The following is an 18,271-nucleotide window of genomic DNA, read 5'->3' on the forward strand; positions in this document are numbered from 1 at the left end:
GGGCGCCGGGGACGCCAGGGGTTCCTGGGTTCATAGGGGCACCTGGTCCGCCGGGTGCGCCCGGCGGACCCCTCTTTCCGCCGCCGCCCGCGGAACCGCCCGGCATGCCCGCGCCGCCACCCGCGCCACCGGAGTCGAACCCGGCGCAAGCCGTCCTCGTCGGGTTGCTGAACCTCTCCTGCCTCGGGCTCGGCTACGTCCTGCTCAAGCAGTGGATCCTGGCCGCCGTCTGCTGGCTGGCGACCGCCCTCCTGCTGCTCGTCGCGCTCCCCGCCGACGTGGACGGGGTCCCCACCGGCGTCCTCGCCGGTTACGGCGTCGTCCTGCTGGCCGCTGCCGTCGACGGGGCCCGGCGCGGGCTGCGCGCCCCGCTCGCGCTCGGCGGCGCGTCGGGCGCGGGGACGGGCGCCGCCTCGCGGCGTCTCGCGCTTCCGCTGGCCCTCGCGCTGGTCCTCCTCGCGGTGCCGGTCGGCGGCTCGGTCGCCTATGGCGCGGCGCGGGACGAGGCGGTCGAGCAGTCGCTCCTGGCCCGCCTGGCCGCCGCCGACCAGCAGGTCACGTCGGTCGAGGGGCAGAGCTTCGGCGGTGCCGAGCACACGTACCGCAAGGCGCTCGCCGTGTACCAGGAGCTCGGTACGAAGCACGCGGGCTCGCGGGCGGGCAAGCTCGTCCCGGACCGGCTCGCGGACTACTACGCGTCCGTCTCCGCCCCGTACGAACAGAAGAAGTACTGCGAGGCCGTCCCGGGCCTCCAGCATCTGCGGGCCCTGCCGGGGACGGTGGACCGCGGGCTGCTCGCCGGGCTGACGGGGAAGGCGGACGACCCGCTGGCCCACTCCTGGTACGAGTGCGGGGTCGCCGGACTCGGCCGCGCGGGCACCGAGACGACAGCCGGGGAGCATCTCAACGCGCTGCTCTCGACGTTCCCCCAGTCCCCGTACGCGGGGAGGGTCGAGCCCGCGGTCCGTGAGGGCCTCAGGACCCGGTCCGCCGCGATATCCGCCGGTGCCACCGGCGCCTGCGCCGCCGTCGTCGAACTGCGGCGCTTCGACACCTCCGTGGGCGCCCTCCAGCCGGAGGCCACGTTCGCCGCCGTCGCGCGCGACACGGGCAAGGAGATACAGAAGGGCGACTTCGCCTGCGGGGTCGAGCAGTTCAAGGGCAAGGAGTTCAGCGAGGCCGTCCAGACGATGACGGAGTACGCCGAGCGGTACCCGGACAGCCCGCAGACCGCTCACGCCAGGACCATCGCGATCGCCGCCGAGATAGCGGACGAGACGCCGGCCGCGGGCAGCCGGCTGCCGTCCGCCACCGCGCCCGGCGGCTCCCGGATGGTCATGGTGGTGTCCAACGACGGCCCGGGTGCGGTCGAGCTGCTCTACACCGGGCCGGTGACCGGCCGGGTCACGCTGAAGGCGTGCGGGAGCTGCCGGGCGTACGAGGGCAGTCTCCGGCTGGGCGCGGCGAAGCCCAAGGTGTGTACCGGTCCGTCCTCGAAGTACCCGAAGGCGACGCTGACGCTGCCCGCCGGCCAGTACCACTTCCTGCAGAAGCGGTCGGAGACGGCGGGCACGCTGTCGGCGGCGGACAAGTCGAGCACGGCGAAGATCGAGCCGGGGTACTCGTACACGAACTGCCTGTACGTGACCTCGGGCTTCGGCTTCTAGCTTCGACCTGGGCTTCGGCTTCTAACGGCGGCGCAGGACGCGGAGGGAGTCCGTCACGGAGACCTCCTCGAAGTCGCCGGACTCCAGGGCCCGGAGGTAGATGCGGTACGGGGCCTGTCCGCCGTCCTCCGGGTTCGGGAAGACGTCGTGGATGACGAGCAGGCCACCGGCGGCGACCTTGGGCGCCCAGCCCTCGTAGTCGTTGGTGGCGTGCTCGTCCGTGTGCCCGCCGTCGATGAAGACGAGGGCCAGGTCGCCCGCCCAGACCTTCGCGACCTGCGGGGAGCGGCCGACGACGGCGATCACGTGCTCCTCCAGGCCCGCCCTGCGCAGCGTCCGGCGGAAGGTGGGCAGGGTGTCCATGAGTCCGACCTCGGGGTCCACGACAGTCGGGTCGTGGTACTCCCACCCCGGCTGCTGCTCCTCGCTGCCCCGGTGGTGGTCCACGGTCACCGCGACGGTCCCCGCCTCCCGCGCCACGTCGGCGAGCAGGATCGTGGAGCGCCCGCAGTACGTGCCGACCTCGAGCAGCGGCAGCCCGAGCCTGGCGGCCTCCGTGGCGGCGGCGTGCAGCGCGAGCCCCTCGTCGACGGGCATGAAGCCCTTGGCGGCCTCGAAGGCGGCGAGGATCTCGGGCGCGGGCATGGGTCCTCCTACTGGCGGGTACGCAGGTGCGAGCGCCCATCGTGCCCTACGCGTCGCCGGCGAACCACACCGTCCCCGCCCGCGACCGGCCCACCCGGCGACCGCTAGACCGCCTCCTTGCGCCGCACCATCTCGGCGATCCAGGCGGGCGCGAACGGCGAGGTGCAGTTCGGGGCGGTCGGGTAGTCCTTGAGCACTTCGAGCCGCTCACCGATGTCGACCGCGCGGGCGCGGTACTCGGGGAGCTCGATCCCGATCTGCGCCAGGCAGTGGTTCATCGCCCACTGCAGCCGCTCCGGGGCGTCCTTCATCTCCGCCTCGACGATGTCGAGGAGGCCCGGGAGGTCGAGGCCCTCGGGCTTCTTCGCCACGCGCTCGGTGGTCAGCGCCCAGCCGGCGCTCGCGACCACGGGATCCGGGTCCTCGAACCAGGAGAGGCGCAGCTCCTCGGCGTACGGGCTCTTCTTCACCACGTAGTTCACGAGCCAGTCGTGCACCTTGGGCGCACGTGCCTCGCGGAGCATGGTGTCGAGCTCGTCGCGCCCGAAGGCCTTCGGGCGGCAGATCAGGAGCGCCAGGAGCCTCGCGGCGGTGTCACCCGTCGTCCAGAGCTCGCGCGAGAGATCCTGCTGCGTCTTGAGCTGCTTCGCGAGCGCGCGCAGCTTGCCGAGGTTCACACCGTGATCGTCACCGTGCTTCTCGTTCACCCTGCGCATCTTCGGGTCTTCGAGCACGGCCAGATCGGCCATGACCTCCGTCACCGTCGTCCCGGTCACCTCGGCCTCCTGTCCGTCGCGGGTGGGATCCAGGGTACGGCGGGCGGCCGTGGCCGCCGTGGCCGACGCCGCCGTTGCGTCACAGGAGATTCAGCTTCATTTCATTGCAACAGCCGGACAGGCATTGTTGCGTTAGCTTTGAAGTCGTTGCAACGATTTGAGGGCTGTGAGCTGCGTGTATGAGAATCAAGCGCAATCGGTCTGTTGCCTAGATCGTGAATGCAACGTAGCTTTTCCATCATCGGAAACAGCGCGGCGCACGGAGCGCCCGCTCAGATGAAGGAGAGTCACATGCAGACGTTCGACACCCTCGCCCCGATCGCCGCCGTCCTCGACGTCCCCGCCGGACGCATCCGCTTCATCGCCGCCGACCGGGCCGACACCACCGTCGAGATCCTGCCCGCGGACGCCTCCAACGGCCGCGACGTGAAGGCCGCCGAGCAGACCCGCGTCGAGTTCGTCGACGGTGTCCTGCGGATCGAGGCCGCGCCGGCGAAGAGGGAGATCCTCGGCAGCTCCGGTTCGGTCGAGGTGACCGTCCAGCTGCCCGCCGGCTCCCGCGTCGAGGCCAAGGCGGCCGCCGCCGACCTCCGGGGCGTCGGACGCCTCGGCGACGTCACCGTCGAGGCCGCCCAGGGCCCGGTCAAGCTCGACGAGGCCGCGAGCGTCCGCCTCGCCCTGCTCGCCGGTGACGTGGTGGTCGGCCGCCTGGGCGGCTCCGCCGAGATCAGCACCAAGAAGGGCGACATCAGGATCGCCGAGGCCGTCGGCGGCGAGGTCGTCCTGCGCACCGACGCCGGTGAGATCTCGGTCGACGCCGCCCGCGGGGTCTCCGCCTCCCTGGACGCCGGTACCTCCTACGGGCGGATCCGCAACGCGCTCCGGAACGCCGACGGCGCGGCCGCCGCCCTGAACATCCAGGCGACCACCGCCTACGGCGACATCACCGCCCGCAGCCTCTGACGCCCCGCCCGAACGGCAGGTCGTGGCGCCCACCCGCGGCGGACGGTGCCCTCACCGTCCGCCGCCGCCCGGCCCGACCCGGCATCCCACCGCATCGCACCACCCGGCACCGCATCACATCGACGAGGAAGGACGAAGAGATTGAGCACCACTCAGGACTACCAGGCCGCGGAGCAGCTCCTCCGCCGCCCCGCCCGCCCCGGCGAGCTCGTCGTCGGCGACAAGGTCAGGCCGCAGTGGATCGACGGGGGAGCCCGCTTCTGGTATTCGGTGAGCAACGGCGCCGGCAGGCGGTTCGTCCTGGTCGACCCGGCGGCCGGCACCCGCGAGCCGGCCTTCGACCACGCCCTGCTCGCCACCGCGCTGGCCGCCGCCTCCGGACAGCAGGTCGACCCCGAGGCCCTGCCGTTCGCGGCAGTCGAACTGACCGGGCACGCCGTCGAGTTCGCCGCGTTCGGCGAGTACTGGCGTTGTCACCTGGACGGTTACGCCTGCGAGCGCGCCGAGTTCACGCCGCCCGGCAACCCCCTCGACGTCCCGTCGCCCGACAGCAAGCTCGCGGTCTCCCGGCGGGGGCACGACCTGTGGGCACGCTCGCTCTCCGACGGCCGTGAGTGGGCGCTGACCACCGACGGCGAGCCCGCCCACCAGTACGGCACGGGCCCCGAATGCACCGGGAACGGCACCCTGCTGCGCAAGATCGGCCTGCCGTACCTGCCTCCCGCGGTGGCCTGGTCGCCCGACTCGACGAAGGTCCTCGCCCACCGGACCGACGAGCGCGGCGTCCGGCAGACCCACCTCGTGGAGGCACGGCCCGCCGACGGCGCGGAGCCCCGCCTGCACACCCAGCGGTACGCCTACGCCGGGGACGAGAACCTGCCGCAGGCCGAGCTGGTCGTGCTGGACGTCGCCACCGGCGCGGTGGTCCGCGCGCAGGCCGAGCCGCTGCTCATGCCGGTGATGTCGCCGATCACGGCCAAGTGGGCGTGGTGGGCCCCGGACAGCTCGGCGGTCCACTACCTCGGCCGGCCTCGTGACCTGCGCACGCTCACCCTGTACCGCCTCGACCCGGCCACCGGCGAGGTCACCGAAGTACTCAGCGAGACCGGGGAGACCCGGGTGGAGCCCAACCAGTGGATGCTGGAGCCCCCGCTCGTGCGCGTCCTCGCCGACGAGGTGCTCTGGTACTCGCAGCGCGACGGCCGGGGCCATCTGTACCGGTACGACCTGCGCACCGGCGCGCTGCTCGGACAGGTCACCTCCGGGCGGTGGGGGGTACGGCAGATCCTGCGCGTCGACGAGGACGAGCGGGTGGTGTACTTCACCGCCTCGGGGCTGGTCGACGAGGATCCGTACCGGCGCACGGTGTGCCGGGTCGGACTGGACGGCTCCGGCTTCGCCCGGATCACGGACGACGCGCTGGACCACATGGTCACCATGGGGGACGGCCAGGAGTACTTCGTGGACTCCGCGTCCACCGTCGACACCCCGCCGGTGACGACGGTCCGCGACTGGACCGGGCGGGTGCTGGTGGAGCTGGAGCGCGCCGACATCGGCAAGCTCGTGGCCACCGGCTGGACGCCGCCGGAACGGTTCCGCGTCAAGGCGGCCGACGGGGTGACGGACATCTACGGGGTGCTGTACCGGCCGCGGGGGTTCGACCCCGCCCGGCGCTATCCGGTGGTGGACAACGTCTACCCCGGCCCGCAGGTCGAACGGGTCGCCCCGTGCTTCGACCCCGGCGGGATGGGCCTCGACGCCGAACCCCTCGCGGCGCTGGGCTTCGTGGTGGTGGCGCTGGACGGGCGGGGGACTCCCGGGCGGGACAAGTCCTTCCACGATGCCTCCTTCGGCAATCTGGCCGACGCGGGCTGCCTGGCCGACCATGTCGCGGCGCTCCGGCAGCTGGCCGGGTCCCGGCCGTGGATGGACCTGGACCGGGTGGGCGTGTTCGGCCACTCCGGAGGCGGGTTCGCCGCGGCGCGGGCGATGCTGGACTTCCCGGAGGTGTACAGGGCCGGGGTCGCCCTCTCCGGCTCGCACGAGGCCCGCTGCTTCAACCCGGGTTTCGTGGAGACCTACGGCGGTGCGGACAACCCGGAAGCCTGGGCCCGCGCCTCCAACGTCGACCTCGCGGACCGGCTGGCGGGCAAGCTGCTGCTCGTCCACGGCGAGATGGACGACCAGGTCCACCCGGACCACACGCTTCGACTGGCCGACCGGCTCGTCGCCGCGGGCAAGGACTTCGAGCTGCTGATCGTGCCCGGGGCCGAGCACACGTTCATCGACTCCCTGGCCTACGTCCGCACGCGGTGCTGGGACTTCATGGTCCGCGAACTGATGGGCACGCGGCCCCCCGCGTACCGCCCGGCCCCCATCGCGATCGGCCCGGAGCTGCTGGCCGAGATGTTCGCCTGAGTACGGTCCTGTCGGGGGTGAGCCGGCGCGAGGAGGCGCGCGCCGCCTGAGCCGGCTCCCCGCAGGAGCGCGGTACGGGGCGGCTCAGTGCGGTACGGGGCGGCTCAGTAACGGTGCTTGGGCCAGTGGGGGTCGTCCCAGCGCGCGGGGCCGGTGAGCCCGATGAGCCGTATCCGGTGCAGCAGTTCCTCGTGGGCGTCCTGGCCACGGAGCCGCGCGGGGGCGCATCGGACGAGCCAGGCGGCAAGTTCGGTGCGCAAGGCTTCCCTGTCGTTCCACGTGTCCCACGCGTCCCAGGGAAGTTCATCACCCAGCAGGTCGTACTCCCAGTGGGCAGCGGCCTCGGCCAGGTGCCGGTCGGCGACGGCGTCGTCGAGCGCCTCCCAGACCGCGAGCCACGGGCCGAGCGTGGTGGACGCTTCGGTGCACAGGGCGAGGACTTCGTGGACGGGGACGGGGGGAGCCGGATCGGTGAGGCTGTGGGCCCACCAGGCCCGCAGGAACTCCCATACCGCGGCGCTCTGGTCCGCGGGCCACTGCCGCCAGTGACCACGGGCGAACGAGTGCCCCACCCTGCCCATGCCGAACAGGGACTTCTCCACGAGGCCGTCGACCAGTGCTCGGGCGAACTGGGGCAGGATGCGGCGCAGCACCGCGCCGTGATCGTTCCAGTCGGGGGCGGTCCAGGTGCGGCGCAGAAGGCCGGGGTCGAGCTCGATGTCCGGAACCTTCAGCTGCGCGAGCTCCTCCGCGCTTCCCCAGTGGCAGTCGCACTGCTGCTCCTCGCGGCGGGCGGTCATGCCGCGAAAGGTGGTGTCCAGGCGGTCGAGAGCGCGGTCGAGCCGGCGTCGTGCGGGAGTGTCGTCGACGTTCGTCATGGTGGGCGGGCCTCAGTGGGACTCCGGTGGCTTCCGCCGGCCGAAGATCCCGACTGTACGCGTGACGGAAGCCTCCGTCACCCGGGTTCTCCCTCCTCCTTGATCTCGCGCATCCGGCGCGTATCTGACCTTCCGTCAGATTGAAACGTGTTCTAGTCTGCGCCCCATGGGCATCGGAATCACGCAAGAGCAGCGGGAGTTGGCCCGGTCCGTGCGCGGGTGGTTCGCTCGGGCCGTACCGCCCGAGGATGTACGGAAGCTTCTGGACGCGCCTGCCGCGGGCGTCGTCGGGCGGCCCGCCCACTGGGACGCGCTCGCCGGCCAGGGGCTCCTCGGGATCCATCTGGGCGAGGCGTACGGGGGCGGGGGCGGCGATCTCGTCGACCTGGCCGTCGTGCTGGAGGAGGCCGCGCGGGCGCTGCTGCCGGGGCCGTACCTCCCCACCGTGCTCGCCGCGGAGATCCTGCGCCGCGCCGACGCCGCCGGACTCGTGACGGAGCTTGCCGCCGACCTCGCGAGCGGGGCCCGGATCGGGGCGGTCGCCCTCGGGCCCGGTGGGCTGACCGCCGTCGAGGCCGAGGGCGGGCTGCTGCTCGACGGCAGCGCCCCGCCCGTCCTCGGCGGCGCCCAGGCCGATCTGCTGATCCTGGCCGCGAGCACCGCACGCGGTGTCGTCCGGGTCGCCGTCGACGCCGACACCCTCGCCGTCCGCCCCCACGAGAGCGCCGACCCCACCCGGCCGACCGCCCAGGTCACCGCCGACGGGACGCACGTGCCCGCCCACCGGATCCTGGACGTCGACCCCACCCTCGTACCGGATCTCGCCGCCGTGCTGTACGCCGCCGACGCCTGCGGGAACGCCGCCCGGGCGCTGGAGACAGCCGCCGGGTACGCCAGGACGCGCGAGCAGTTCGGGCGGCCCATCGGGCAGTTCCAGGGAGTCAAGCACCTCTGTGCCGACATGCTCGTACGGGTCGAACAGGCCCGCGCCCTCACCTGGGACGCGGCCCGGGCGACCGAGGACGAGGCGCGCTCCCTGACCGCCGCGCTCGCCGCCTCCACCGCCCTCGACGCCGCCTACAGCTGTGCCAAGGACTGCATCCAGATCCTCGGCGGCATCGGCTTCACCTGGGAGCACGACGCCCATCTCTCCCTCCGCCGCGCTCTCGTCGCCCGCCAGCTCCTCGGCTCGGGCGACACCCACCGCGCGCACGCCGTACGGCTCGCGGCCGAAGGTGCCAGACGCGAGCTGAGGCTCGAACTGCCACCCGAGGCCGACACGTTCCGCGCCGCGGCGCGCGAGGCGGTCGCACCCGCCGCCGGGCTCGACCCGCGGGCCGCCCGCCGCGCCCTCGCCGCCACCGGCTACGCGGCCCCGCACCTGCCCGTGCCGTACGGGCTCGGCGCCGGGCCGCTGCAACAACTCGCGGTACAGGCGGAGTTGGACGCGGCCGGGATAGTGATCGGCGGACTAGGCATCGCGACCTGGGTCGTCCCCTCCCTCCTCGCGTACGGAACGGCCGAGCAGCAGGAGCGCTACCTCGCCGCCACTCTCAGGGGCGAGCTGCTCTGGTGCCAGCTCTTCTCCGAGCCCGGCGCCGGCTCCGACCTCGCCTCCCTCCGCACCAGGGCGGAACGCACCGAGGACGGCCGCTGGCGGATCAACGGACAGAAGGTGTGGACGAGCGCGGCCCAGTGGGCCGACCACGGCATCCTGCTCGCCCGCACCGACCCGGACGCGCCGAAGCACCGGGGGCTCACGTACTTCCTCGTCGACATGAAGACCACGCCCGGCATCGACATCCGGCCGCTCAAGGAGATCACCGGCGACTCGCTCTTCAACGAGGTGTTCTTCGACGACGTGCTGCTGCCGGCCGACGCCGTCGTCGGCGAGGTCGACGACGGCTGGCGCGTCGCCCGCAACACCCTCGGCAACGAACGCGTCCACATGGCCGACCAGGTCGCCTTCGACTCCGGTCTCGAAGCGCTGATCGAGCGGGCGGCCGACGCCGACAGCACCGTACGCGTACGGATCGGGGCTCTGGCGGCCGAGGCGCACGCGCTCGCCTGCATCGGGCTGCGGACCACGATGCTCCAGGTCTCCGGCCTGGAACCGGGCGCGGGGGCCAGCGTCCGCAAGCTCGTCCAGACCGTCCATCAGCAGAAGCTCGCCGAGCTCACGCTCGAGGTCCTCGGCCCCGAGGGCGCGGTGCGGGAGGGGCCGGGGGAGCGGGCCGTCCACGGCCTGCTGATGTCCCGCTGCCTCACCATCGCGGGCGGCACCACGCAGGTCCAGCTCAATGTCGTCGCCGAGCGTCTGCTCGGCCTGCCGAGGGACTGAGGGGGAACGAAGATGGGGAAGGCGTACATCGTCGGCGTCGGGATGACGAAGTTCGAGAAGCCCGAGACGCGCGACTGGCAGTACTGGGACATGGCGCGCGAGGCCGGCACGGCGGCGCTCGCCGATGCCGGAGTCTCCTACGAGCAGGTCGAGCAGGTCCCCGTCGGCTACTGCTTCCAGGCCTCGACGGCCGGGCAGCGCGCCGCGTACGAACTCGGCCTGACCGGTGTGCCCGTCTACAACGTCAACAACAACTGCGCCACGGCGTCGACGGCGCTGATGATGGCCCGGCAGTTCGTGGAGGGCGGGATCTCCGACTGCGTCCTCGCGCTCGGCTTCGAGAAGATGGCGCGGGGGGCCTTGGGCGGGGGCTCGGACGGGGGCGACTTCAAGACCTCGCCGGTCGCCCGGCACTACGGCATCATGGCCGCCGGCCACGGCTTCGAGATGTCCCCGCCGACCGCGCAGATCTTCGGCAACGCGGCCCGTGAGCACATGGAGCGGTACGGGACGACGGAGGCCCAGCTCGCCGCCGTCGGCGCCAAGAACCACCGGCACTCGGCGAACAACCCCAACGCCCAGTTCCAGGACGTGTACTCGGTCGAGGAGATCCTCGCGGCGAAGACGATCCACCGGCCGCTGACCAAATTGCAGTGCTCGCCGACCTCGGACGGCTCCGCGGCGGCGGTCGTGGTGTCGGAGCGGTTCGTCGTCGAGCACGGGCTGCACGACAAGGCCGTCGAGATCGCGGCCCAGGCGATGACCACCGACACGGAGGACTCCTTCGCCTCCGGCTCGTGCATCGACGCGGTCGGCCGGCCCATGTCGCGCGCCGCGGCCCGGCAGGTGTACGAGAGGTCGGGCCTCGGCATCGAGGACGTCGACGTGGTGGAGCTGCACGACTGCTTCTCCATCAACGAGCTGCTCACCTACGAGGCCCTCGGCATGTGCGAGGACGGCGCCTCGGGGAAGCTCGTCGAGTCGGGCGCGACGACGTACGGCGGGCGATGGGTGGTGAACCCGTCCGGCGGACTGATCTCGAAGGGGCATCCACTGGGGGCCACCGGTCTCGCCCAGGCGGCCGAACTGGTCTGGCAGCTCCGCGGCGAGGCGGGCCCGCGCCAGGTCGAGGGGGCCCGCGTCGGCCTCGCGCACAACATCGGGCTCGGCGGGGCCGCGGTCGTCACGGTGCTCCGGAGGTCGTAGGACTCATTCCCCATGTACGGGGTGCAGAGCGTCTGCGACCATCACACGCATGGTCCACACCGAGCCCGCCGCGTCTGCCGCCCCACCCACCACCCCGCGCCCCACCCCGCGCACCTGGCTCGTCGTGCTCGCCGCGTGCGCGGGGCAGTTCCTGGTGGTCCTCGACGTGTCGGTGGTGAACGTCGCCCTGCCGTCGATGCGGACCGACCTCGGTCTCTCGGCCACCGGACTCCAGTGGGTCCTCAACGCCTACTCGATCGCGTTCGCCGGGTTCATGCTGCTCGGTGGGCGGGCTGCCGACCTCTTCGGCCGGAAGCGGATGTTCCTGCTCGGGCTAGGGCTGTTCACCGCGGCCTCCGTCGCGGGCGGGCTCGCACAGGAGGGCTGGCAACTGGTCGCCGCCCGGGCCGTGCAGGGCCTCGGCGCCGCGGTGCTCGCACCCGCGACGCTCACCATCGTGACCGCCGCTGTCCCCGCCGGGCCCGCGCGGACTCGGGCCATCGGCACCTGGACGGCCGTCGGTGCCGCCGGTGGCGCGGCGGGCGGCTTCGTCGGCGGCGTGCTCGTGGACCTCCTCTCCTGGCGCTGGGTGCTCCTGATCAACGTCCCCGTCGGAGTGCTGGTCCTCGTCGGCGCCGCGCTGTGGCTGAGCGAGAGCCGTACCGGCGCCGGCCGGCGGATCGACCTGCCGGGCGCCGTCCTCGTCACGGGCGGCCTCGCCTCCGTCGCGTACGGCATCGTGCAGACGGAGGAGGTGGGCTGGGGCGCCCCGGCCACCCTCGTCCCGCTGCTCGGGGGCCTGGCGCTCCTCGCGGCCTTCGTCGCCGTCGAGGCACGGACGGCGGCCCCGCTGATGCCGCTGAAGGTCTTCCGCTCGCGGGCGGTCTCGGCCGCCAACGTGGCGATTCTGCTCGCGGGTTCGACCTCGTTCGCCATGTGGTTCTTCATGACCGTGTACGCCCAGAACGTCCTCGGCTACACCCCGCTCCAGGCCGGCCTCGCCCTGGTCCCCAGCTCGGTCAGCGTCATCGTGGGCTCCAAGCTGGCACCCCGCCTGATGCCGACGACCGGCGCCCGCAACCTCGCGGTCATCGGCGCCCTCGTCGCCGCGGCCGGCTTCGGCTGGCAGTCGACGATGACCGCCGACGGCACGTTCCTGACCACCATCCTGGGCCCCGGCATCCTCATGATGGCCGGTATCGGCCTGCTCACCACCCCGCTGGCCACCCTCGCCACCTCCAGCGCCGCCCCCGCCGACGCCGGCCTCGTCTCCGGCGTGGTCAACACCTCCCGAACGATGGGCGGCGCCCTGGGCCTGGCGGTCCTCTCCACCGTGGCCACCGCCCGAACGGCGGGCGCCACCACCCCCGCCGCCCTCACGGAGGGCTACGCCCTGGCCTTCCGCACGGCGACGGGGGTGCTGGTCGCGGCGGCGGTGCTGATGCTGCTGTGGCTTCCGCGGCCCGAGCGTCAGGACTGATCCGCGATCGTCGCGCCGTCCACGGCGGCCGTCAGGCGTCCGGTTCGGGCGCCGTCAGAGGGGTCGGGTCCGCACTGAGGGCGGCTGCCGCGAGGGCCGGGTCGATGACCGTCTCGCCGCGGAGGACCTGGCGGATGGCGTTCGCGAGCTCCTCCACCGGGCCGTCCTTCACCAGGAAGCCCGCCGCGCCCGCCTCCATCGCGCGGCGGAGGTGGCCCGGGCGGCCGAAGGTCGTGAGGATCAGGACCCGGCAGTCGGGGACCTCGTCGCGGAGGTCCGCGGCGGCGTCGAGACCGGAGCGGCCAGGCAGCTCGACATCCAGGAGCGCCACCTCCGGCCGGCTGACCAGCGCCGCGTCCACGATCTCGTCCCCCCGGCCCACCTGGGCGACGACCTCGATGTCGGGCTCCATGCCCAGCAGCAGGGCCAGGGCCCCGCGCGTCATGCCCTGGTCCTCGGCGAGGAGGACCCTCACGGACTTCGCCGGCCGGTGGTCCTGCGGCATCTCGTTCACAAGGAACAGCGTAGGGCGGGCAGCCTGTTGGGGCGCGTTCGGCGAGCGCTGCCGGGTCGTGCGAAGCGGCCGCCCGATGGCACGCTGCCCGGATGGAACAGGCAGAAGTACTTCTCATCGGCGGGCGGGCCGGCGTCGGCAAGACGACGGTGGCGTGGGAGGTCTCCGCGCAGCTGCGCGCCGCGGCGGTCCCTCACGCGATCATCGAGGGTGACTTCATGGGGCAGGTGCATCCGGCACCGGAGGGGGATCCTCACCGCGAGGAGATCACCGAGAGCAACCTGAGTGCCGTGTGGGCGAACTTCGCGCAGCGCGGCTACCGGAGGCTGGTCTACACGAACACCGTGAGCGTGCTGCCCGAGGCGACGGGCATGTTCGAGCGTGCCATGGGAGCCGGGGTGCGCATCGTGCGCGTCCTGCTCACGGCCTCCGACGACACCGTCCACGGGCGGCTGGTGGGCCGTGAACGCGGTTCGGAGCTGGAGCAGGAGCTGGCCGGCAGCCGGCGCAAAGCGAGGCTCCTGGACCAGCGGGCTCCGGCGGAGGCCGTGCGGGTGGCGACGGACGAGCGCTCTGTCGTGGACATCGCACGGGACGTCGTGGCCGCCACCGGCTGGACCGGGCCGCGCCCTGCGCGTACACCGTGACCCGGAACAGAGGGACGGGCCCGAGTCGAGGGTGCGCCCTCGGTCGCGAGGCCTCCCGTGGGCCGTAACTGACGTACCGTCAGGCATGGCTGCCGGAGGGGTTCTCAACTCACCCCCGCTCGGCTATACATGAGGATCACCGACCTAGAACGCGTTCTAGAACGGGCGCGTACGGGACGGTCCCGCACGGCCTCGGTGCGGCCGACGGTGCGGACGGCCGCACCGAGGTCTTCCACTCGTCGAGGATCCTCACGGATCTCCAAGGAGCAGCATCCTCATGCCCATTGATGCCGCCAAGGCCGTCGCCGCCGAGCCCCGAAGCGCCGAGATCACCTGGGGCCACAAGGACGTCCAGCTCTACCACCTGGGACTGGGCGCCGGCACCCCGGCGACCGACCCCGACGAGCTCCGCTACACCCTCGAATCCAGGCTCCACGTCCTGCCCAGCTTCGCCACCGTCGCGGGCGCCGGCATGGGAGTCGTCGGCGGGCTCTCCGCCCCCGGCATCGAGGTGAACCTCGCCGCCGTCCTGCACGGCGGCCAGGCGATCACCCTCCACCGGCCGCTCCCCGCCCAGGGCAGGGCCGTCGCCACCTCCCGCGTCGCCGCCGTCCACGACAAGGGCAAGGCGGCCGTCCTCGTGCTGCGCTCCGAGGTCGCCGACGACGACGGCCCGCTGTGGACCAGCGACGCGCAGATCTTCGTACGGGGAGAAGGCGGCTGGGGCGGCGACCGCGGGCCCTCGGAACGCCTCGAACTCCCCGACCGTGAGCCCGACAAGACCGTCGAGCGCCCCGTACGCGAGGACCAGGCGCTGCTCTACCGGCTCTCCGGCGACTGGAACCCCCTCCACGCCGATCCCGAGTTCGCCGAGCTCGCCGGCTTCGACCGGCCGATCCTCCACGGACTCTGCACGTACGGCATGACCCTGAAGGCGGTGGTGGACACGGTGCTCGACGGCGACGTCGCCCGGGTCCGCTCGTACCGCACCCGATTCGCCGGGATCGTCTTCCCCGGCGAGACCCTGCGTATCCGGATGTGGACCGGGGACGGCCGCGTCCAGGTGTCGGTCACGGCCGTGGAGCGCGAGGACGCTCCCGTGCTCGCCGACACCCTCGTCGAACATTCGTGATTGGAGCCGCACCATGCGCGCAGCCGTACTACACGAGATCGGCCAGGAAAAGCTCGAGGTCCTCGACGACGTCGAGGCGGTGGGCTTCGGCCCCGGCAAGGTGAAGATACGGGTCAGGGCGACCGGACTGTGCCACTCCGACGTCTCCGCCATGAGCGGCGTGCTCCCGCAGCCCGCGCCGTTCATCCCCGGCCACGAGGGCGCGGGCGAGATCCTCGACGTCGGCGACGGCGTCACCGGGCTCAGCGAGGGGCAGCGGGTGCTGCTGTGCTGGCTGCCCGCCTGCGGGGTCTGTCCCGCCTGCAAGCGCGGCCAGACCCAGCTCTGCCTGGCCGGTTTCATGAACGCCGGCACGCCCAACTTCCGTAGGCCCGGAGGGGAGGTCTTCGGCTTCGCCGGTACGGGCACGTTCACCGAGGAGGTCGTCGTCGACGCCGGCTGCGCCGTGCCCATCCCCGACGACGTGCCCTTCGACATCGCCGCCCTCATCGGCTGCGGCGTCACCACCGGGCTCGGCGCGGCGATCAACACGGCGAAGGTGGAGGCCGGTTCCTCGGTCGCCGTCATCGGCTGCGGCGGTGTCGGCATCTCCGCGATCCAGGGCGCCAAGCTCCAGGGGGCGGCGCAGATCGTCGCCGTCGACCCCGTCGAGTCCCGGCGCGAGGCCGCCCTGCGCTTCGGCGCGACGGAGGCCGTCGCCCCCGACGCCCTCGCCGACGCCAAGCAGCGGGTCACCGCCGGAGAGGGCTTCGACTACGTCTTCGAGGTGGTCGGCAAGTCCGCCACAGCCCGGACCGCGTACGAGACGACCCGGCGCGGCGGCACGCTCTGCGTCGTCGGCGCGGGCGCGCTCGACGACTTCCTGCAGCTCAACATGTTCGAGCTGTTCTTCGACGAGAAGCGGATCCTGCCGTCGATGTACGGGGGCGGTGACGTGCTGCGCTCGTACGAGCGGGCCATCGCGCTCTGGCGGGCCGGCCGGATCGACCTGGAGTCCCTGATCACCCACCGGGTGCCGCTCTCCGGGATCAACGAGGCGCTGGAGCAGATGCGTACGGGTGTCGCGCTGCGCACCTGCATCGAGATCTGAGAGGACGCGAATCGATGTCACTCCCTCTGGAGGGGTTGTCCGCGATCGTCACCGGCGCGGGCCGGGGCCTGGGCCGCGCCGAGGCGCTGGAACTCGCCCGGCTGGGCGCGGCGGTGGTCGTCAACGACTACGGGCAGCCCGGGCGGGACGGCTCCGGCGCGGCGTCGGCGGCCCCCGCCGAGGAGGTCGCCGAGGAGATCCGCGCGGCGGGCGGCCGGGCGGTCGCGCACCTCGGCGACGTCGCCGACTTCGAGACGGCGCGGGGTCTGGTGGACCTGGCGGTGGGCGAGTTCGGGAAGCTGGACATCCTGGTCAACAACGCGGGGATCCTGCGCGACCGGATGGTCTTCTCGATGAGCGAGGACGAGTGGGACTCGGTGATCCGGGTCCATCTGAAGGGCCACTTCAACACCACGCACTTCGCGGCGGTGCACTGGAGGGGCCGGGCGAAGGCGGGGGAGGCCGGGGTGTACGGCCGGATCGTCAACACCTCGTCGGAGGCGTTCCTCGCCGGCTCTGCGGGTCAGCCGAACTATGCGGCGGCCAAGGGCGGGATCGTGGGGCTGACGACGTCGACTGCGCTCGCGCTGGCGAAGTACGGCGTGACGGCGAACGCGATCTGCCCGCGGGCGCGTACCCGGATGACCGAGGACGTCTTCGCGGGGTTCGCGGAGCCGACGGAGGGTGAGCTGGACGCGCTGGCGCCGGAGCACGTCGCACCGGTCGTGGGCTATCTGGCCTCTCCTGCGGCGGCGGCCGTCAACGGCCAACTGCTGGTCGTGCACGGCGGGATGGTCGCCGTCGTGGAACGCCCCAAGGTCACGGCGAAGTTCGACACGGCGAAGGACGCCTTCACGTACGAGGAGCTGGACGGGCTGCTGTCCCCGCACTACGCGTCCCGGCCGGCGGGCGAGACGTTCGCGGCGGCGGAGGTCCTGGGGCTGAAGCGGGGATGAGGGCCGGGGGTCCCGGGGCGGGTCCCCTAAGGCTCGAGGTGGGGAACATCGAACAGCCCCGGGTTTCCCCGGGGCTGTTCGGCGTGGTCACGACGACGGATCAGTGGCCACTGGTCCGTGGCCACGGATCCGAAGTCACCTGATCCGTGACGACTGATCCGTGACTACTGCCCCGCGTCGCGGCGGTGGCGGCCGTGGGGGGAGGACGTGGAGTCCTCCGTCGGCGCCGCCTCGCCGCGGTGCTTTCCGGAGCCCTGCGACTCCGTCCCGTCCGTACGCGCTTCCGACATGGTGGAACTCACCCCGTAATGATCGCTGTTTTCGTGCGGCCGAGAGTCTAACCAGCGGCCTTACGGTCTGCGAGGGGTGCCTGCTGGAGTGGGACCGGGCGGCAGACGCGCGGCTCGACGGTGACCGTCACCGCGGCCGGCTCGGGGTCCGGCGGGACCTCGAGGCCGACGAGCCCGCAGGGCGTCTCCGGCGTCGTGTACGGGAGCCTCAGCACGCCCTCCGCCGTCCAGACCCCCGCCCCGGCCGGCCACCCCACCGGGGCGGCCAGTTGGTGCATCCTGCGCCCCGCGGGACGCCACATCCCCACCCAGCTCCCGGCCGCCGCGTCGATCCGCAGCGCGACCGCGCAGCTCTCCGGCAGCAGCACCTGCCCCGGCTGTACGGCGAAGGGGGTCACCGCCGCGTCGTCGAGCCGCAGGCACTCGGGGAACCGGACCGGCAGCAGACTGCCGAGCACGCCCCAGCCGAGCCGGTCGTGGCCGGGGGAGGGGGCGTCGGAGCGGATCAGCAGCAGTCCGCTGTCAGGGTCGGCCATCAGCAGCCGGTCGTTGCTCTCCTCGGCGATCTGGAGCAGTGGCGTCACCTCGCCCCCTCGCTCCAGGTCGACCGCCACCGCCTTCACCGGTCCGCCGTCGACGCTGCGGTCGAGGGCGAGCATCCGTCCCGTACGGTCCAGCCAGACGCCGCCCGAGCAGCGGCCCTTGACCTCCGCGACCTGCTCCGGGCCGAACGCCCCACCCGCCACCAGCCAGATCGTGGTGGTGTCCACGCCGACGCACATCGCATACCCGCAGATGCCGTCCGGGGAGGGCGGCAGAAGGACGAGCTCGTCGGACTCGACTGCTCCCAGGGGCAGTTGGCCCGTCCCCGGGCCCGTCGGATACAGCAGGGAGAACGTGTGCCGGCGACCGTCCACCCGGCGGCCGATCAACACCCGTCCGTCCGCGAGCGGAAGCAACTGGGTGTGGGACTCCTCGGGCTGGTCGAGCGGCAGCGGTACGGCGTACGGCTCCGGCCCGTCCAGCGTCCAACGCTCCGCGTACAGGGCGTCCCCCGTGCCGGCGAGCCGCGCCGCGTACGCCCCGTTCGCCGTGATCGTGAATCGCGCCGGCCGCACCGCGCCGCCGTCGTCCGTCGCTGTCTCGATGGCACAGGCTGTCATCGACTCGTCACCTCCGGCCACCGAAGCTAGTTTTCGCACTTCCTGCCGAACAACACGAGCCCGGTCACTTCACACATAAGGGTGGCCGTGAATCGATTCTGCTGA

Annotated in this window: 15 protein-coding genes and 1 pseudogene; 10 read left to right on the forward strand and 6 right to left on the reverse strand. The window is 72.6% G+C overall.

Translation table 11 applies throughout. The features are described 5' to 3' along the window. Nucleotides 1-104 precede the first annotated feature (104 nt). Nucleotides 105-1,667 (forward strand): hypothetical protein, encoded by a 1,563-nt coding sequence (locus tag ACZ3OF_RS06870; RefSeq protein WP_361674977.1) that lies wholly within the window; start codon nucleotides 105-107, stop codon nucleotides 1,665-1,667. Between the two features lie 21 nt (nucleotides 1,668-1,688). Here the strand turns inward: ACZ3OF_RS06870 and ACZ3OF_RS06875 are convergent, their stop codons facing one another. Then, nucleotides 1,689-2,312, reverse strand: coding sequence for a class I SAM-dependent methyltransferase (locus tag ACZ3OF_RS06875; RefSeq protein ID WP_361674979.1), 624 nt, complete (start codon nucleotides 2,310-2,312; stop codon nucleotides 1,689-1,691). A 104-nt stretch (nucleotides 2,313-2,416) separates the two neighbouring features. Beyond that, entirely contained in the window at nucleotides 2,417-3,061 is a 645-nt protein-coding gene (locus tag ACZ3OF_RS06880) for a DNA alkylation repair protein (RefSeq protein ID WP_361675210.1), read from the reverse strand. A gap of 318 nt (nucleotides 3,062-3,379) precedes the next feature. On the opposite strand from ACZ3OF_RS06880, the gene ACZ3OF_RS06885 reads away from it, so the two are divergent. Together ACZ3OF_RS06885 and ACZ3OF_RS06890 are read left to right on the forward strand one after the other, a co-directional pair. Next, on the forward strand, nucleotides 3,380-4,051 hold the full coding sequence (locus ACZ3OF_RS06885; protein ID WP_361674981.1) for a DUF4097 family beta strand repeat-containing protein: 672 nt from the start codon (nucleotides 3,380-3,382) through the stop codon (nucleotides 4,049-4,051). 141 nt (nucleotides 4,052-4,192) lie between these two features. Continuing rightward, nucleotides 4,193-6,469 carry a S9 family peptidase gene (locus tag ACZ3OF_RS06890; RefSeq protein ID WP_467303259.1) on the forward strand — a complete coding sequence of 759 codons (2,277 nt, stop codon included), beginning with the start codon at nucleotides 4,193-4,195 and terminating at the stop codon, nucleotides 6,467-6,469. Between the two features lie 104 nt (nucleotides 6,470-6,573). On the opposite strand, the gene ACZ3OF_RS06895 is transcribed toward ACZ3OF_RS06890, so the two are convergent. Beyond that, entirely contained in the window at nucleotides 6,574-7,347 is a 774-nt protein-coding gene (locus ACZ3OF_RS06895; RefSeq protein ID WP_467303261.1) for a hypothetical protein, read from the reverse strand. A 166-nt stretch (nucleotides 7,348-7,513) separates the two neighbouring features. On the opposite strand from ACZ3OF_RS06895, the gene ACZ3OF_RS06900 reads away from it, so the two are divergent. From ACZ3OF_RS06900 to ACZ3OF_RS06910, 3 genes are read left to right on the forward strand one after another with little or no spacing between them, the layout of a single operon-like run. Beyond that, nucleotides 7,514-9,688 carry an acyl-CoA dehydrogenase gene (locus ACZ3OF_RS06900; protein WP_467303262.1) on the forward strand — a complete coding sequence of 725 codons (2,175 nt, stop codon included), beginning with the start codon at nucleotides 7,514-7,516 and terminating at the stop codon, nucleotides 9,686-9,688. A 12-nt stretch (nucleotides 9,689-9,700) separates the two neighbouring features. Next, a complete protein-coding gene (locus tag ACZ3OF_RS06905) occupies nucleotides 9,701-10,894 on the forward strand; it encodes a lipid-transfer protein (protein ID WP_361674989.1) in 1,194 nt (397 codons plus the stop codon). Nucleotides 10,895-10,943: 49 nt separating this feature from the next. Continuing rightward, on the forward strand, nucleotides 10,944-12,374 hold the full coding sequence (locus tag ACZ3OF_RS06910) for an MFS transporter (protein WP_361674991.1): 1,431 nt from the start codon (nucleotides 10,944-10,946) through the stop codon (nucleotides 12,372-12,374). Here ACZ3OF_RS06910 and ACZ3OF_RS06915 read toward each other — a convergent pair. Continuing rightward, a pseudogene (locus tag ACZ3OF_RS06915) lies at nucleotides 12,374-12,879 on the reverse strand (response regulator); the annotation flags it as partial. The gene ACZ3OF_RS06910 and the pseudogene ACZ3OF_RS06915 overlap by 1 nt on opposite strands. A gap of 101 nt (nucleotides 12,880-12,980) precedes the next feature. Here ACZ3OF_RS06915 and ACZ3OF_RS06920 point away from each other — a divergent pair. From ACZ3OF_RS06920 to ACZ3OF_RS06935, 4 genes are all read left to right on the forward strand, one after another. Beyond that, nucleotides 12,981-13,535 carry an AAA family ATPase gene (locus ACZ3OF_RS06920; RefSeq protein ID WP_361674993.1) on the forward strand — a complete coding sequence of 185 codons (555 nt, stop codon included), beginning with the start codon at nucleotides 12,981-12,983 and terminating at the stop codon, nucleotides 13,533-13,535. A gap of 277 nt (nucleotides 13,536-13,812) precedes the next feature. After that, nucleotides 13,813-14,667 carry a MaoC/PaaZ C-terminal domain-containing protein gene (locus ACZ3OF_RS06925; RefSeq protein ID WP_467303266.1) on the forward strand — a complete coding sequence of 285 codons (855 nt, stop codon included), beginning with the start codon at nucleotides 13,813-13,815 and terminating at the stop codon, nucleotides 14,665-14,667. A gap of 13 nt (nucleotides 14,668-14,680) precedes the next feature. Continuing rightward, a complete protein-coding gene (locus ACZ3OF_RS06930; protein WP_361674997.1) occupies nucleotides 14,681-15,757 on the forward strand; it encodes a Zn-dependent alcohol dehydrogenase in 1,077 nt (358 codons plus the stop codon). 14 nt (nucleotides 15,758-15,771) lie between these two features. Then, nucleotides 15,772-16,713 carry a 3-oxoacyl-ACP reductase gene (locus ACZ3OF_RS06935; RefSeq protein ID WP_361674999.1) on the forward strand — a complete coding sequence of 314 codons (942 nt, stop codon included), beginning with the start codon at nucleotides 15,772-15,774 and terminating at the stop codon, nucleotides 16,711-16,713. A 164-nt stretch (nucleotides 16,714-16,877) separates the two neighbouring features. Here the strand turns inward: ACZ3OF_RS06935 and ACZ3OF_RS06940 are convergent, their stop codons facing one another. Then, nucleotides 16,878-17,015: a hypothetical protein gene (locus ACZ3OF_RS06940; RefSeq protein ID WP_361675237.1), complete on the reverse strand. Its 138-nt coding sequence runs from the start codon at nucleotides 17,013-17,015 to the stop codon at nucleotides 16,878-16,880. Between the two features lie 35 nt (nucleotides 17,016-17,050). Continuing rightward, nucleotides 17,051-18,166: a hypothetical protein gene (locus tag ACZ3OF_RS06945; protein WP_361675001.1), complete on the reverse strand. Its 1,116-nt coding sequence runs from the start codon at nucleotides 18,164-18,166 to the stop codon at nucleotides 17,051-17,053. Nucleotides 18,167-18,271 lie beyond the last annotated feature (105 nt).

This window comes from Streptomyces sp. NPDC022552, from assembly GCF_055561875.1.